Annotated in this window: 13 protein-coding genes; 12 read left to right on the top strand and 1 reads right to left on the bottom strand. The window is 60.8% G+C overall.

Annotation, left to right across the window (positions count from 1 at the left end; genetic code table 11):
• The first annotated feature begins 21 nt into the window (after positions 1-21).
• The 7 genes from WA845_RS14495 to WA845_RS14465 are packed head-to-tail and all read left to right on the top strand — an operon-like array spanning position 22 to position 7,773.
• Positions 22-1,293, top strand: coding sequence for an ABC transporter substrate-binding protein (locus WA845_RS14495; RefSeq protein WP_004438356.1), 1,272 nt, complete (start codon positions 22-24; stop codon positions 1,291-1,293).
• Positions 1,294-1,350: 57 nt separating this feature from the next.
• A complete protein-coding gene (locus tag WA845_RS14490; protein ID WP_337322433.1) occupies positions 1,351-2,319 on the top strand; it encodes a carbohydrate ABC transporter permease in 969 nt (322 codons plus the stop codon).
• A complete protein-coding gene (locus WA845_RS14485) occupies positions 2,312-3,355 on the top strand; it encodes a carbohydrate ABC transporter permease (protein ID WP_035208507.1) in 1,044 nt (347 codons plus the stop codon). Before WA845_RS14490 ends, WA845_RS14485 begins: the two co-directional genes overlap by 8 nt.
• Positions 3,356-3,377: 22 nt before the next feature.
• Entirely contained in the window at positions 3,378-4,457 is a 1,080-nt protein-coding gene (locus tag WA845_RS14480) for an ABC transporter ATP-binding protein (protein WP_174151616.1), read from the top strand.
• Between the two features lie 37 nt (positions 4,458-4,494).
• Positions 4,495-6,219 (top strand): L-arabinonate dehydratase, encoded by a 1,725-nt coding sequence (gene araD, locus WA845_RS14475; protein WP_174151615.1) that lies wholly within the window; start codon positions 4,495-4,497, stop codon positions 6,217-6,219.
• A gap of 11 nt (positions 6,220-6,230) precedes the next feature.
• Positions 6,231-7,028, top strand: a complete 798-nt coding sequence (locus WA845_RS14470) for an NAD-dependent epimerase/dehydratase family protein (RefSeq protein ID WP_035208513.1) — start codon at positions 6,231-6,233, stop codon at positions 7,026-7,028.
• A gap of 34 nt (positions 7,029-7,062) precedes the next feature.
• A complete protein-coding gene (locus tag WA845_RS14465) occupies positions 7,063-7,773 on the top strand; it encodes a ribonuclease activity regulator RraA (protein ID WP_003506768.1) in 711 nt (236 codons plus the stop codon).
• A 3-nt stretch (positions 7,774-7,776) separates the two neighbouring features.
• Here the strand turns inward: WA845_RS14465 and WA845_RS14460 are convergent, their stop codons facing one another.
• A complete protein-coding gene (locus tag WA845_RS14460; protein ID WP_337322438.1) occupies positions 7,777-10,128 on the bottom strand; it encodes a helix-turn-helix transcriptional regulator in 2,352 nt (783 codons plus the stop codon).
• 135 nt (positions 10,129-10,263) lie between these two features.
• Here WA845_RS14460 and WA845_RS14455 point away from each other — a divergent pair, with 135 nt between their 5' ends.
• From WA845_RS14455 to WA845_RS14435, 5 genes are read left to right on the top strand one after another with little or no spacing between them, the layout of a single operon-like run.
• A complete protein-coding gene (locus WA845_RS14455) occupies positions 10,264-11,292 on the top strand; it encodes an ABC transporter permease (RefSeq protein ID WP_337322432.1) in 1,029 nt (342 codons plus the stop codon).
• Positions 11,292-12,173 (top strand): ABC transporter permease, encoded by an 882-nt coding sequence (locus WA845_RS14450; protein ID WP_020813268.1) that lies wholly within the window; start codon positions 11,292-11,294, stop codon positions 12,171-12,173. Before WA845_RS14455 ends, WA845_RS14450 begins: the two co-directional genes overlap by 1 nt.
• A gap of 4 nt (positions 12,174-12,177) precedes the next feature.
• Entirely contained in the window at positions 12,178-13,824 is a 1,647-nt protein-coding gene (nikE, locus tag WA845_RS14445) for a nickel ABC transporter ATP-binding protein NikE (RefSeq protein ID WP_174151613.1), read from the top strand.
• Positions 13,825-13,841: 17 nt separating this feature from the next.
• The gene (locus WA845_RS14440) at positions 13,842-15,398 is read left to right on the top strand and encodes a hydantoinase/oxoprolinase N-terminal domain-containing protein (protein WP_072493680.1); all 1,557 of its coding nucleotides are present in this window, start codon (positions 13,842-13,844) and stop codon (positions 15,396-15,398) included.
• Positions 15,391-16,524, top strand: a complete 1,134-nt coding sequence (locus tag WA845_RS14435) for a DUF917 domain-containing protein (protein ID WP_004438394.1) — start codon at positions 15,391-15,393, stop codon at positions 16,522-16,524. The genes WA845_RS14440 and WA845_RS14435 overlap by 8 nt, the downstream gene beginning before the upstream one ends.
• Positions 16,525-16,549 lie beyond the last annotated feature (25 nt).

Raw genomic sequence — 16,549 nt, 5'->3', positions numbered from 1 at the left:
CATCTAACGGGAGGAAACCAGATGACCAGAAAATACAGCATGGCATTGGCGCTCGCCATTGGCGCGGCGTCCTTTGCCGGTGCCGCGCAGGCGGCCCAGGAAGTGCGCTTCACCTGCGCTTATGACGGTAACGGCTGCGAAATCCTGAAGGATATTCTCGCACGTTACGAAAAGCAGCATCCCGATGTGAAGATCGTCACCGATGTCGTGCCCTACAAGGCGCTGCTGGAAGGTCTGCCCGTGCAGCTCGCCGGCGGCAGCGGTCCTGACTTCGCAACCGTGACCGATCTTGGCGGTCTCAACCGCTATTATCTCGATCTGACGCCCTATGTGGACGCGAAGTATTGGGAGGACAATTTCTCCAACGTGCTGAAATGGTACCGCAGCGGCCCTGACGACAAGGGCATCTACGGCATGCACACGCAGCTCACCATCACCGGCGCCTTCATCAATCGCACCCTGTTCGATCAGGCAAACGTCGCCGTTCCCGGCAAGGATGCAACGCTGGATGACTGGGCAAAGGCCGCCAATGCCGTAGCCAAGGCAACCGGCACGCCTTACCCGATGGCGATCGACCGTTCCGGCCACCGCATCGCCGGCCCGGCCATTTCTTACGGCGCGAAGATTTTCGACGCTGACGGGAAGCCGATCCTCGTCGATGAAGGCTTCACCACGTTCGTGAAGAAGTTCGTGGAGTGGAACAAGGACGGCACCATGGCGCGTGACGTCTGGGCCGGACAGGGCGGCAATACCTACCGCGACGCCGCGCAGGAATTCATCAACGGCCAGCTGGTCTATTATTATTCCGGCAGCTGGCAGACAGCGCGCTTCGACAGCCAGGTGGGCGATGCCTTTGACTGGGAAGTCGTGCCGCAGCCCTGCGGTGGCGCAGCCTGCACCGGCATGCCCGGCGGCACCGGCATCGTCGGTTTCAAGCAGACCAAAAACCCGAAGATCGTTGCCGACATCCTGAACTTCCTTGCTCAGGACGAAAACTATCTCGACTTTACGGTGCGCACCCGCAACGTTCCGGCGAACAAGTCGGTGGCTGACAAGGGCGTGACCTATACCGGTGCGACGCCTGCGACGCAGAAGGCCATGAATGCCTGGCTCGACCAGATCCCCGGTCTCAGCCCGATTGCCTACGCCTACCAGGGCTACAAGAACAACCGCGCCATGTTCAACATCTCAGTCCAGCGCATCACGCAGGCTATCGTCGGTGAAAGCACCGTTGATGAGGCCATGGCCCGTGCGAAGACGGACCTTGAGGAAGCGTTGAAACAGGCGAAGTGATCCATCGCCTTCCGGCGCGGCGCATGCCGCGCCGCGCCGGATCGAAGGAGGACCCTCATGTATAAATTTCTTGCGCCCGTCATGGGCATCGTTGAATTGCCCTTTTCCTTTCTGCAGAAGGTTCTTGGCCACAGGCGGATTGCGTGGGTGTTTCTGACACCCAACCTGATCCTGTTTGCGGTCTTCGCCTTCCTGCCGATCCTGCTGAACATGGCCTACTCCGTGACCGGCAGCGAACACATATTGCTTTCCGAGCGCCCTTCGGTGGGCGGCGAAAACTTTTCGGTCCTTCTTTCCTGTCAGAACTACCTTGATCCCAATTCCTGTGCGCGCGACCTGTTCTGGCGCTCCGTCTGGAACACGCTGTTCTTCGTCGTGCTGCAGGTGGGTTTCGTGGTCGGCTTTTCGCTGATCACGGCCATCGTGCTGAACCGCGATATCAGGGCGCGCGGCTTTTTCCGTGCGGTATTCTTCTTCCCGGTTCTGCTGTCGCCTGTCGTCGTGGCCTTGATCTGGAAGTGGATTCTCCAGCGTTTCGGCGTTCTCAATGCGGCGATGGAAGGCTTGGGCCTCGGTTCGGTGGACTGGCTGCTTGAGGCCAATCTCGCCTTCGGCTGGTCGGTCTTCCTGTCGGTCTGGGCGCATATGGGTTTCTATACGCTCATTCTCCTCGCTGGCCTTCAGGCGATCCCGCGCGATGTCTATGAGGCGGCGCAGCTGGACAAGGCAAGCCCGTGGCGCATCTTCCGGCGCATTACCCTGCCCTTGCTTGCACCCACCATGCTCGTCGTTCTCGTTCTGTCGGTCATCAAGGGCGTGCAAACTTTCGATGAAGTCTTTGCCTTTACCGGCGGTGGCCCGGGTTCGGCGACGACCTTCATTATTCAATTCATCTATCAGACCGGCTTTGCCGGGACGCCCCGGAATTTCGGACTTGCGGCCGCCGCTTCGCTGCTGCTCGCCGTGGTGCTCGTGGTGCTGACCGCCCTGCAATTCCGGGCAAACAGGAGCAAGGTCGATGGCTAGGATTGGCGCATTTCTGACCCGTACCCGCGGCCGTAACGGCAAGCTGCATTGGACCGATTGGCTGTCCTACGCCTATCTCGGCGTGGCCGTGCTGATGATGTTCGGTCCTGTCGTTTGGCTGGTGCTCTCGTCGTTCAAGACGGAAGCCGATCTCCAGCGCTTTCCGCCACGGCTGCTGCCCTATAGCCAGGAAACCATGGTGGTGGACGGGCAGCCAAATCCGCTGCCGGCCTATGTCGACAAGGATGGCCGCAAGCTCGGCATGATCAGGCGTATCGGCCTCGTGGCGCAGGTGGTTGATCCCGCCAAGCCGGCGGAAGTGCTGAAGATGCAGTTCAACGAGCTGAAGCCGGCTGAAAAGGTGGCGCTCGCGACGGAAAACTACACCGAGCTTTTCCAGCGCTTCAATTTCCCGCTCTATTTCTGGAACTCGACCTTCATCACGGTCACCTCGACCATCATCATGCTGATCGTCAATTCCATGGCGGCCTTCGCGCTCTCGAAATATCAGTTCAAAGGCAGGGGCGCCGTGCTGGCGCTGGTGGTCGGTACGCTTATGATCCCGCAGACCGTCGTGCTTGTGCCGTTGTTTCTCATCACCAGCCAGCTCGGTTTGATCAACAGTCTGTGGGGCGTCATCATTCCCGGTGCGGCAACACCCACGGGCGTCTTCCTGCTGCGGCAATACATGCTGACGATACCGGACGAGATCCTCGATGCGGCGCGCATGGACAAGGCCAGCGAGTGGAAAATCTACTGGCGCATCATCCTGCCGCTCTCGGCACCCGCGCTCGCGGTTCTCGCGATCCTTGCGATCATGTGGCGCTGGAACGACTTCCTCTGGCCGCTGATCGTGCTGACCCGCAACGACAACTTCACCCTGCAGCTGGCACTTAACTCCTTCCAGGGCGAGATGACGACGGAATGGAGCAATCTTCTGGCCATGACGGTGCTGACACTCGCCCCGATCGCGCTGGTCTTCATGTTCCTGCAAAAATATATCGCCACCGGCATTGCGTCCACGGGCGGCAAATAATCCTCAGGGAGGAAATACGACAATGGCAAGTATAGAGCTTCGTCAGGTCAAAAAAACATATGGCGCCCTCGATGTGATCAAAGGCGTTGATCTCGATATCAAGCACGGCGAATTCTGCGTATTCGTCGGCCCTTCCGGCTGTGGCAAGTCCACCCTGCTGCGCATGATCTCTGGCCTTGAAGAGTTGAGCGACGGCGACATCGTCATCGGCGGTGATGTGGTCAATACGGTGCCGGCTGCGGATCGCGGCCTTGCAATGGTGTTCCAGTCCTACGCCCTCTACCCGCATATGACGGTCCGCGAAAACCTTTCTTTCGGTCTTGAGAACATCGGCACGCCGAAGAAGGAGATCGCCGAGAAGATCGCGCAGGTCGCCAAGATGCTGCAGATCGATCAGCTTCTCGAGCGTCGTCCCAAGGATTTGTCGGGTGGGCAGCGCCAGCGCGTCGCCATCGGCCGCGCCGTGGTGCGGGAACCTCGCGTGTTCCTCTTCGACGAACCGCTTTCCAACCTCGATGCGGAACTGCGCGTCGATATGCGCGGCGAAATTTCCAGTCTGCACCGGCGTCTCGGCAACACCATGATCTACGTCACGCATGATCAGGTGGAAGCGATGACCATGGCCGACAAGATCGCCGTTTTGCGGGCTGGTAAACTCGAACAATTTGGCGTGCCGCTCGACCTCTACAACCGCCCGGCCAATCTCTTCGTGGCAGGCTTTATCGGCTCGCCGAAAATGAACTTTTTCGCAGGCGAAGTGACCTCGGACGCAACGCCCGCGCTCAAGATCGCGACGGGCGAGTTGATTCCACTGCCACAGACCGGCTTTGCCTATAAGCCCGGCCAGAAGGTGACGCTCGGCATCCGCCCGAACCATGTGGAGCCGGGCGAGGGCGGCGCGTTGACCATGTCGGTGCGCACGGCGGAACAGCTGGGCGGCGAGTCCTATCTATACGGCAATCTCGGTGACGGCACTTCTGTAACGCTGCATCTTTCCGGCCAGACCTCGACATCGGCGGGCGAAGTCATCCGCCTGTCGGCGCCACTTCAACACGTCCACCTTTTCGACACGACGAGCGGGCTGACGCTCCGGCAGGACTGACAGCCTTAGGCACCACCCGCAACGTAGGACCAATGACATGACCGATAAAAAACTCCGCTCCGACCGCTGGTTCGCTCCCGACGACCTGCGCAGCTTCGGCCACCGCTCGCGCATGATGCAGCTGGGCTATGCGGAGGAGGATTTTATCGGCAAACCCGTCATCGGCATCCTCAACACCTGGTCGGAGCTCAACACCTGTCATTCGCACTTTCCAGAGCGCGTGCAGGATGTGAAACGCGGCGTGTTGCAGGCTGGCGGCTTCCCCGTCGAAATGCCGTCGCTTTCCGTGGATGAGAGCTTCACCAAGCCGACATCGATGCTTTACCGCAACATGCTGGCGATGGAGACGGAAGAAATGATTCGCTCGCATCCGCTGGATGGTGTGGTGCTGATGGGCGGTTGCGACAAGACGACGCCGGGCCTCGTCATGGGTGCGATCTCGGCCGGTGTGCCGATGATCTATCTGCCCGCCGGCCCGATGCTGAGCGGAAATTATGCCGGCAAGGTGCTGGGCTCGGGTTCGGACGCCTGGAAATATTGGGATGAGCGCCGCGCAGGCAATGTTACGGACGAGGAATGGCGTGGCGTGCAGGGCGGCATTGCCCGTTCTGCCGGTGTGTGCATGACGATGGGCACGGCCTCGACCATGACGGCCATTGCCGACGCGCTCGGCATCACCCTGCCGGGTGCCTCCTCCATTCCGGCAGTCGATTCCGAACATCAGCGCATGTCCGCGGCCTGTGGTCGCCGCATTGTCGAGATGGTGTCGGAAGATCTGACCCCTAACCTTATTCTGACGGCGGCAGCGTTCCGCAATGCCGCCATCGTCGCCATGGCGACGGGTTGTTCCACCAATGCCGTCGTCCACCTCATCGCCATGGCGCGCCGCGCCGGCGTGCCGATGACGCTGGATGAGCTGGACGAACTTGGCCGCGTTACACCGCTCATCGCCAATGTCCGCCCTTCCGGCAAGAACTATCTGATGCAGGACTTCTTTTACGCCGGTGGTCTGAGAGCGCTGATGAAGCAGCTGGAAAGTCGTCTCGACTGTTCCGTGCTGACCGTGACCGGCCGCAGCATGGGCGAAAACCTCGAGGGTGCAAAGGTCTACAACGACGACGTCATCCGCTCGCTGGACAATCCCGTCTATGCGGAAGGCTCGCTTGCGGTGCTGCGCGGCAATCTCTGCCCTGACGGCGCCGTCATAAAGCCCGCCGCCTGCGACCCTAAACTCCATATACATCAGGGTCCGGCGCTGGTGTTTGACAGCTACCCGGAAATGAAAGCCGCCATCGACGATGAAAATCTCGATGTGACGCCCGATCATGTGCTGGTGCTGCGCAATGCCGGTCCGCTCGGCGGTCCCGGTTTTCCGGAATGGGGCATGCTGCCCATTCCAAAGGCGCTGATCAAAAAAGGGCACCGCGATATGCTGCGCATCTCAGACGCCCGCATGTCCGGCACGTCCTACGGTGCCTGCGTACTGCATGTCGCACCGGAAAGCTTCGTTGGCGGTCCCTTGGCGCTCCTGAAAACGGGCGATATCGTCCGCCTCGACCTGCCGCAGCGTCGTCTCGACATGCTGGTCAGCGAAGAGGAAATCGCTCAGCGCCGGTCGGCATGGCAAGCGCCTGCGCCGCGTTATGAACGTGGGTACGGCTATCTCTTCTCCAAGCACGTGACGCAGGCCGACCAGGGTTGCGACTTCGACTTCCTGCAGACAGATTTCGGCCGTTCCGCCGGCGAGCCCGATATTTTCTAAGAGGCCCCATCATGTTGAAGCGATTGCTCATCACCGGTGCCGGCGGCAAGCTGGGCAGCATGTTGCGCGGGCGGCTTGGCCATGTTGCAGAAACCATCCGTCTTTCTGACGTGGTTGATCTCGGTTCGCCAGCGTCCCCTGAAGAGCTCGTCCACTGCGCGCTGGAGGACGAGCAGGCAGTTTACGATCTGGTCAAGGATTGCGACGGCATCGTCCATCTCGGCGGAGTTTCCGTAGAAAGGGCGTTTGATCCCATCGAGGCTGCCAATCTGCGTGGTGTCTACAATCTCTACGAGGCGGCGAGGGCGCACGGCAAACCTCGCATCCTGTTCGCGTCCAGCAACCACACGATCGGCTATTACCCGCAGGGGCAGCAACTTAGCCCTGAGACGCCTTTTTTGCCTGATGGCCTCTATGGGGTTTCGAAGATTTTCGGCGAGGCCATGGCAAGCCTCTACCATTCCAAATTCGGACAGGAGACGGCTATCGTGCGTATCGGCTCCTGTGACGAGAAACCCACGAACTGGCGCATGTTGTCGACCTGGCTCAGCTACGGTGACTTCGTCTCTCTCATAGAGGCGACCTTCCGCGTGCCAAAACTCGGATGCCCGGTTATCTGGGGCGTTTCGGCCAATGACGACAGCTGGTGGGACAATTCCCATGTCGATTTTCTCGGCTGGCAGCGGCGCGACAATGCCGCGCGTTACCGGGCCGAAATCGAGCGCGACGTCCCGCGCCCCGGCCCCGAGGCTGCGATCGCAAAATATCAGGGTGGCGTCTTCATCGACGAGCCCATTCACAGGACTTGAAACACATCCATCCGGCCATTGCGAGGAAACAGACATGAACAATGAAACGCGCGAAAAACTGATGACGATTTCCGTCGCCACGCTGGCGACAGCGCTTTACAAGCGCGGCCTGCGAAACCAGGTCATTCAGGGCGTTCGCCCGCTGGGCTACAAGGGCAAGAACATGGTGGGCCCGGCCTTTACCCTGCGCTACATGCCGGCCCGCGAGGATCGCAACCAGCTCGTAGAATTCCGCAATCCCGCCCATCCGCAGCGTGTTGCCATCGAAACCTGCCCGCCGGGCCACGTGCTTGTCATGGACAGCCGCAAGGACGCCTCTGCCGCCTCGGCCGGCGATATTCTGGTGACGCGTCTGATGGTTCGCGGTGGTGCGGGCATCGTTTCCGATGGCGGTTTCCGGGATGCGGCCACCATTGCCGAACTGGACATTCCGGCCTACCACACCCGCCCTTCGAGCCCCACCAATCTGACCAAACACGAGGCCATCGAGATCAACGGCCCCATCGGCTGCGGCGATGCACCGGTGTTTCCCGGCGACATCATCGTGGGTGACGCCGATTGCGTCATCGTCATCCCCGCCGGCATTGCCGATGAAGTGGCGACGGAAGCGGTTGAAATGACAGCCTATGAGGATTTCGTGGTAGAGCAGGTCAAGGCCGGCCAGACGATCATCGGCCTTTACCCCTGCACCAAGGAAGAGCACCAGACGGCCTTTGCCGAATGGCGCAAGAAGAATAACCGCTGAGCCTCATAACCAGCCCAGTGCTTTCGCCGCGCGGATCGCCTCCGCGCGGCGTTTGCAATCCAGCTTGCGGAACAGGTTGCCAAGGTGAAACTTCACTGTCACTTCCGAGATGTTGAGCGTCTGAGCAATCTTCTTGTTCGACATGCCGCTGGCCAATAGCTGCAGCATCTGTGCTTCCCGTTGAGAAAGGCCGCCATGCAGCGCCCGGGCCTGCGGTGAGTTCACCGAGGCGGCGAAAATAGACAGCGCGGTGCGGACATCGGATGAGGTTTCGATGAAACTGCGGATGCGGCGATTGTTGAGAAGCGGCGAAAGGAAGACGCGCTCTTCCGACAGCACACCGTTGCAGCCAAGGCGGGTCGCCGATTCAAGCGCGGTGAGTATATGCGCGCGGGCGGCGGCGTTGTCACGGCGCTGGTGCGCGGCATAGCTCTGCCAGATTCTCAATGCGACCTTCTCGCGATTGGTGACCTTTGGATTGGCGATCATCGCATCGATCTGCCGGGAGAGATAGGCGCGGGGTGTGAACAGATGCACCGCGTCGCGCAGCCAGGCCATGACATAGGCGATTTCATCACGACGTGTCAGGCGGGAGAGGTCTTCGTGGGCGCTCTCCACCCAGTTACGGCCCATGGGCATGCGAACTGCTGAAAGCGTCGCTGCGGCATCTGCCCAACGGTTGGCGTTCTGATAGGCGATGGCCGTTCTGATCTCCATCATCGCATGAAACTGCAACCCCTCCGACAGATGAATCCAGAGTCCGTCCAGAAAACCCGGACGAACGGTCATCGGAAAATGGTCGATCAGCACCTGCGAGGCGTAATGCAGTGCAAACTGCATCAGACTCGGCCAGATTTCGGCGGCGGCGAAATGATCAAAATCATGTTCGACGAAATGCAGCAGGTCGCGCGGTTTTCCGGCCTCATAGGCAAGGCAGGCTTCCGCCAGTCGCAGCATCCGGAACTCCTGCATGGCATCATGCGGCACCTGTTCCAGCCGTGCGCGCGCTTCCTGCGCCGCCCGGCGCGCCAGAAGCACATCGCCGCTCATCAGCCGCAGCACTATCTGGTGCAGATGGATGAAGAATTCGAGCAGAGGCTGTCCGCCCATCTTGCGCAGATAGATAAGCGCGCGGGCGGCGGCCGCCTCTGCCTCGCGGAAATTGCGACGGCGGATTTCGAACTCAAGCAGCGCATTGTAATAGGCCGCCCATTTCCCGTGATCGTCCATGGGGTAATCCGCCATGAACTCGCCAAGCCGCGTTATCACCGCGTCATTGGGCGTCAGGTCCTCGGCGATCATCAGGTTCAGCCGGAAGGTGCGGGCGGCGAAGGAAAACCGCGAGCCGCGGGCTAGCACCTTCAGCGGGTCAAGGTAATCCGAGCCGAGGCTTTTCCCGAGCAGATGGCGCACGCGCTGCAATTCGCCCTGTTTCAGCAAGGCGCGGGTAACCGCGAAAAGGACGGTTTCATTGGAGGTGATCATATCCTGCGAAAACCGCATGATGATTTCGCGAAACCTGTCGACGCTGCTCCGGTAGATCAGTTCCCGCCCATGGGCGCGTTCGAGGATTTGCGCGGCATGGGTCTCGTAACCGCGATCGAGCAGCATCGCCATGGCTGCGAGCGAATGCCCTGCCTTTTCGAAGGAGGAGGCGACCTCCACCACGGCGCTGCCGGCCTGCAAGGTGGCGAGGCGTTCTCTTGCCGCGACCGTTAGGAGCCGTATCAGTGTGTGGTGATTGTCAGGTTTTCCCGTCAAAAAGGGCGGCAGAAGCATGGCCCAGTCAGCATCTGGGGCGGCGGAAGGGTTTTCGAGCCAAAAGGAAAGTTCGACGGTCTGGGCGGGCGTGAGATGGGGCAGATAGCTTTCGCGCAGATAGTCGGCGCATAACGTGTCATCCGGCAGGCGCGCCAGCGAAAGAAAGGCCGGCCATCCCGCGTAATCCTCGAGTGCCAGCCGTCGTTGCCCGGATGGAAGGTCGTCCACCTCATCTGGCCGCAAAGCGAGTTCTTCCGGTCCTATGGTGAGCGAGCCGTGATGCAGGATGTGACGCGCCATGCCGCTGATCCTCTGGTCCGGCCGGCAGGCGATGACGACGAAACGCACCGACTCCAGAATGGGGGCTGGCATGCGTACCGCCCTTGCAAAAACTGGAATGTCCCACAGCAGGTTGCCATTGACCGCGTTATCGCTTTGCGGCTGGTGCGTGCGGCATATCTGAGCTCCGAGCTCCTTTGCCAGCGTCTCCAGCAATACGCTTTTTCCCGCACCCGCCGGTGCGCGCAGAAACACCACGCCCGCGGTTTCGCTGGCAATGCGATTGCAGAGGTGGGGCCGGGGCAGAAGCATCATGGGAAAGGGATAGGATATCGGTTTCAAAAAACCTATACTCATTCTTTAAAAAACTATACCTTTCAGCGATTGTTCGAATGGCCATGTGGTGAAAACTTGTGCTCAGGCAACCGATGCACAAGGAACGTTCCACCGATGCAGCAACATCCGCTGGTCGCGATTTTGAACAGGCTCGGCACCTTCGTGCTGGTCATGATCGCCCTGTCCATCATGATTTTCGTGCTGGCCCGCGTGGTGCCGGGAGATCCCGCCCGCATGGCGCTGGGGCCGGCTGCAACGCAAGACCAGGTGGATGCGTTGCGCGGGCAGATGGGCCTCGACAAGCCGCTCGCCGTTCAATATCTCGATTATATCGGCAATGCATTGCATGGTGATCTGGGCTTCTCGCTGGTTTCGCAGCGCCCCGTTACAACCGATCTGGCGCAGACTGTTCCCGCGACCGTCGAGCTGGTGCTGGTCGCGGTCATCTTCATGTTCCTCGTCGCCATCCCGCTCGGCGTCATCACGGCGCATTATCGCGACCGGCCGCTGGATCATATCGGTCGCATCCTGTCGCTTACCGGGGTCACGATCCCAAGCTTTCTCTTCGCCATCACGCTGCAATTGCTGGCAGCGCGCTTTCTCTCCGGCTGGCCGATCATCGGCAGGCTCGATCATTCGCTTGGCTGGCAGGGCGGCCCCACCGGTTTCATCCTTGTCGACGGCATGCTGGCCGGACGTTTCGACGTCGTGCTCGATGCGTTGAAGCATCTCGCGCTTCCGGCCTTTGCGCTTTCCATGGCCGGCATCGGCCAGATCACCCGCATCACGCGCTCCTCTATGATCGAGAACCAGCGCAAGGACCATGTGCAGACCCTGCAAAGCTTCGGCGTGCCGGAGCGGGTCATCATCTTCCGTTACCTGCTGAAGCTCTCTTCCATCGCGCCGCTGACGATCATGGGTCTCGAATTCGCGTCGCTGATCGGCAATGCCTTCGTGATCGAGATGGTCTTCGCCTGGGGTGGTTTTGCTTCCTACGGGCTCAACGCCATCCTGCAGAAAGACCTCAACGCCGTGACCGCCGTGGTGCTGGTGGCCGGTCTGTTCTTCATCGTTGCGAACCTGATCGTGGATGTCCTGATCTCGATCATCGACCCGCGTCTGCGCCGCAAGGAGGCTCGCTGATGGCCGATATGAAAATGCTCGAACCCACTGATCGGGGCTTAAGCGCCGGTTACATGATGTGGTATCGCTTCAGCCGCAATCCGGCGGCGGTCATCGGCTCGTTGATCCTTCTGTCGGTGCTGGTACTGGCGGTCTTCGCACCCTGGCTTACGCCCTATCCGAAACATATCGGCGCGGTTGTCGATTTCCGCGCCCGCCATATGCCGCCGGATCTGGAACACTGGTTCGGCACCGACAAGGCCGGTCGCGATATCTTTTCCCGCACCATCTTCGGGCTCCGCGTCTCGCTGCTTCTCGTCATCGGCGTGCTCGGCATTTCCGTTCCGGTCGGAACTGTGCTTGGCCTGATCGCCGGTTATTTCGGCGGCTGGACCGAAAAACTCATCAGCGGCCTGACGAATGTGATGCTGGCCATGCCGCCGCTAGTCATGGCGCTCGCGGTCTCCAACCTGCTGGAACCGACACTGATGAACGCCATGATCGCGATCACGCTGCTGTGGTGGACCTGGCATGCGCGGCTGATCTATTCGGTATCGAAGTCCATCGCTTCGGAAGATTACATCGAGGCGGCACGTCTTGCCGGTGCAGGCCCGTTACACATCCTCTTCCGCGAAATACTGCCCAACTGCGTTTCGGTCATTTCGGTCAAGACGACGCTCGATGCCGCCTTCGTCATTCTGTTCGGCGCGACGCTGAGCTTCCTGGGTTTCGGCGTCAAGCCGCCGACGCCTGACCTTGGATCGATGGTCGCCGACGGGCGCCAGTTCATGCCGGATTTCTGGTGGGAAGTGCTCTGCCCCGGCGCGGCCGTGCTTTACGTGACGCTGGGTTTCAATCTGCTGGGCGACGGCCTGCGCGACATGTTCGACGTGGAAAGCTAAGGCCATGACTGAACCGCTTCTCAAGGTCGAAAACCTCAACGTCACCTTCACCAATTACGGCCGCACCCGGCAGGTGCTGCGCGATGTCGCCTTCACGGTTGCCGCCGGCGAACGCGTGGCGTTGATCGGCGAAACCGGGTCGGGCAAATCCGTCACGGCCAAGGCTATCATCGGCACTTTGCCAAAAAACGCCGCGATCACATCAGGTGCCATCTTCATCGATGGCCGGGATGTGCTGTCCATGCCACGCAGGGAGCGTGAGGCCCTGAAGGGGACCGCCTTTTCACTGATCATGCAGGACCCACTCTCCTCCTTCAATCCGGTCTTCAAGATCGGCACACATCTCGATGATGTCATGCGCTTCGCCGACAAGCGCGATGGAATCAACTCGTCCAAGGCCGAGCGTCGCAACCGCATAGCTGCCGTTCTGCGCCGGGTGCAGCTTGCCGACACCGAGCGGGTGATGAACGCCTATCCGTCCGAACTTTCGGGCGGCATGCGCCAGCGCGTGTTGATCGGGCTTGCCCTGCTGCATCAGCCGAAGCTCCTGATCGCGGACGAGCCGGGCACGGCACTTGATGTGACGACGCAGGATGAAATCCTCAATCTCATCAACCAGCTGGTCGCCGAAGAAAACATGGCGCTCTTGATGATCACCCACAATCTCGGCGTCGTACGCAAGGTGGCGGATCGGGTCGTGGTCATGCATCACGGCGATATCGTCGAGACCGGACCCTGCACGCAAATCCTCCATAGCCCTGCCAAGGATTATACGCGCTCGCTTCTCGATGCCGTGCCTCCGCTTTATGGCCCGCGCGTCACCGATCTGGCGCAGAGCACGCGTTCGCCCATCGTCACCATCGAAGGGCTGAACAAGATTTATGGTCGGCGCAACGGTTATCACGCCGTGCGGGATGTGAATCTGACGCTGAAGGAAGGCGAGGTATTCGGCCTGGCCGGTGAATCCGGCTCCGGCAAAACTTCCGTCGCCCGTATGATCATGGGCCTTTCGCGCCCGACCTCCGGCAATCTTGTCATTGACGCTCCCGCGCCTGCGCGCGGCAAGCGATTGACGCAGATCGTCTATCAAAACCCGGGCACCTCGCTTAATCCGAAGCGCACGGTGAAACAGACGCTTGCCCTGCCGCTGAAATCCATCGGCATGGATAGGCAGGCGCGGGAAAACCGCATGCAGGAACTGATGGGGCTGGTGCGGCTGCCGCAATCCTATCTCGGCAAATATCCGCATGAGCTGTCCGGCGGCCAGAAGCAGCGTGTGGCGATTGCCCGGGCGTTGGCGGCCGAGCCGAAAATTCTCATCCTCGATGAGCCAACGGCCGCACTCGATGTCTCCGTGCAGAAGACGGTTATCGACCTTCTGCTGCAGCTGCGTGAGGAGCTTGGCCTGACCTATCTGATGATCTCGCACGACCTGTCGCTGATGCGCAATTTCTGTTCGCGCATCGCCATCATGCTGCGGGGCGAGATTGTCGAAGAGGGCGTGACGTCGGCGGTCTTTGCCGAACCGGCCCATCCCTATACCCGCGCCCTGATCGCGGCCATCCCCGTCGTCACCGACGACGAAGAACGTCTCAAACCCACGGTGACCGAGGAAGAGCGCATGCGCTTCCTCGTCAGAACGACCGATTGATGAAAGAGGAGCCTGACGTGTATCGCGTTGGAATTGACGTCGGCGGCACGAATACCGATGCCGTTGTGTTGCAGGATAAGACCGTTCTGGCGGGGGTGAAGGCCTCCACGACAGAGGATGTGACGTCAGGCGTCATCGAAGCCCTTGAAAAGGTCATCGAGGCATCGGGCATAGACAGGGCGCGCATCGGTGCCGTGATGATCGGCACCACACATTTCACCAATGCGGTGATCGAGCGCCGGCATATGGACGAGGTTGCAGCCATCCGGCTCGGCCTGCCGTCCGGTGCCGGCCTGCCGCCCATGGTCGACTGGCCGGATGATCTCAAGGAAATCGTCGGCAACCACGGTTATCAGGTGCGTGGCGGTTACGAATTCGACGGTCGTGAAATCTCACCGCTCGATGAGGACGAAATCGTCCGTATCGGTGCGGATATTCGCGCCAAGGGCCTGAAGGCCGCTGCCGTCACCTGCGTTTTCAGCGGCATCAATGATGCGATGGAACTTCGGGCGAAGGAAATCCTGCAGGAGCGCTGCCCCGGCCTGCCGGTGGTGATGTCCAAGGATATCGGCCGCCATGGCCTGCTTGCACGCGAAAGTGCGGCAATCATGAATGCCAGCCTGCTGTCGCTTGCCGACCGCACGGTTGCGGCTTTCGGCGAAGCGCTGAAGGCTGCGGGCATCACCTGCCCGTTCTATATCACCCAGAACGACGGTACGCTGATGGCGGCTGATGTAGTGCGCGGTTTCCCCGTGCTTACCTTCGCTTCCGGTCCGACGAACTCCATGCGCGGTGCGGCCTTCCTCACCGGTCTCAAGGATGCCGTGGTCGTGGATGTCGGCGGCACCACGTCGGACGTCGGCTCGCTGTCCCACGGTTTCCCGCGTCAGGCCTCGACCACGGTGGATATTGGCGGCGTCCGCACCAATTTCCGCATGCCCGACGTCTTTTCCATCGGTCTCGGCGGCGGTTCGCTTGTGGTCAATGGCGATCACGGCCTGACCGTCGGGCCGAAATCCGTCGGTTACCGCGTCCGCCGCGAGGCGCTCTGCTTCGGTGGCTCGACCCTGACAGCGACCGATATCGCGGTTGCCTCCGGCAAGGCGGATGTTGGCGAGAAAAAGCTGGTTTCCAGCCTCGACAAAAAGCTCGTGGATGCGGCCGTCAACAAGATCAACGACATGCTTGAAGCCTGCGTGGAGCGCAGCCGCATCTCATCGTCACCAGTGCCGGTTATCGCCGTTGGCGGCGGTTCCATCCTGATGCCGGATCGCATCGGTGATCTTGAGGTTATCCGGCCTGAGAATTTCGCGGTGGCCAATGCCGTTGGCGCGGCCATTGCGCAGATCAGCGGTGAGACCGACCGGGTCTTCTCACTCGTCGATGGACGCACGCGCGAGAGCGCACTGGCCGAGGCAGAAGCGGAGGCCCGCGAAAAGGCGGTTGCCGCCGGCGCGATTGCCGCGACGCTCGAAGTAATCGAGCGCGAGGATATGCCGCTGGCTTACCTGCCCGGCAACGCCACCCGCATTCATGTGAAAGTTGTTGGAGAAATGGGAGCCAATCATGGCTGAGACACGCAAGCTGAAATATGACGAGGCGGCATTGCGGACGCTGACGCGTGAAGATCTCGACGCACTGGAAATCGGCGCAGGCATTCTCGGCACGGGCGGCGGCGGCAATCCGTATCTCGGGAAGCTTCTGGCGCTGGAGGCCATGAAGGCCGGCTACGAGATGAAGATTCTCGCAACCGACGCCATCGAGCCGGACGCGCTCTGCATGTCCATCGGCGGTATCGGCGCGCCCGTCGTCGGCGTCGAGCGCATTCGCGAAGGCCGTGAAGGCCTGCGTTGCCTGCGGGCGATGGAAGAGCTGATCCGCACGCCAGTTGACGCCATCGTCTGCGAGGAAATCGGCGGTTCCAATTCCATGAACCCGCTGGTGACGGCGGCGCTGGGCGGCCTGCCGATCCTCGATTGCGACGGCATGGGCCGGGCATTCCCGGAAATGCAGATGACCACCTTCTCCATCTATGGCCATAGTTCCACGCCCTCGGTGATGTGCGATCTGCACGGTAATGCCGTCATCTTCAGCCATGCCGTTTCCGAGGTCTGGCACGAGCGCATGGCGCGCGCCTGCGTCGTCTCGCAGGGCGGCGGCGCGATGCTGGCGACCGCGCCGATGCAGGCGCACTACGTGCACCAGTATGGCATTCCGAAAACCTACACCAAGGCCATTGCCATCGGTGAGGCGGTGATCCGTGCCCGCAAGCAGCAGGAAGACCCTATTGCTGCAGTCTGCGCGCTCGAAGGCGGGCGGCGCATCTTCAACGGCAAGATCACCGATCTGAAGCGCCATCTTCGCGGCGGTTTCGCCGTCGGCGATCTTACGCTCTCCGGCTTCGACGATTGCGCCGGCCAGACGGCGGGCGTCGCCATCCAGAACGAATTCCTGCTGTTTTCCCGTGACGGCAAGGTGGAAGTGACGGTTCCCGATCTGATCGTCCTGCTCGATGTCGACACCGGTTATCCGATCACCACCGAAGTGCTGCGCTACGGCCAGCGCGTGGCCGTCATCGCCATTCCCTGTCACGACCTGCTGCGCAGCGCCCGCGCGCTTGAGGTCGTTGGCCCGGCGGCCTTCGGCTATCCGGACATTCCTTTCTCACCGCTGCCCGTTCCGGTCAGCAAGGCTGCCTAACCATAAGCGGGCCCGATGACCCGCA

Source organism: Agrobacterium sp. CMT1, assembly GCF_037203725.1.
Lineage (GTDB): Bacteria > Pseudomonadota > Alphaproteobacteria > Rhizobiales > Rhizobiaceae > Agrobacterium > Agrobacterium pusense.
The sequence above is the reverse complement of the archived record's forward strand: the minus strand, read 5'-3'. Positions and strand labels throughout refer to the sequence as shown.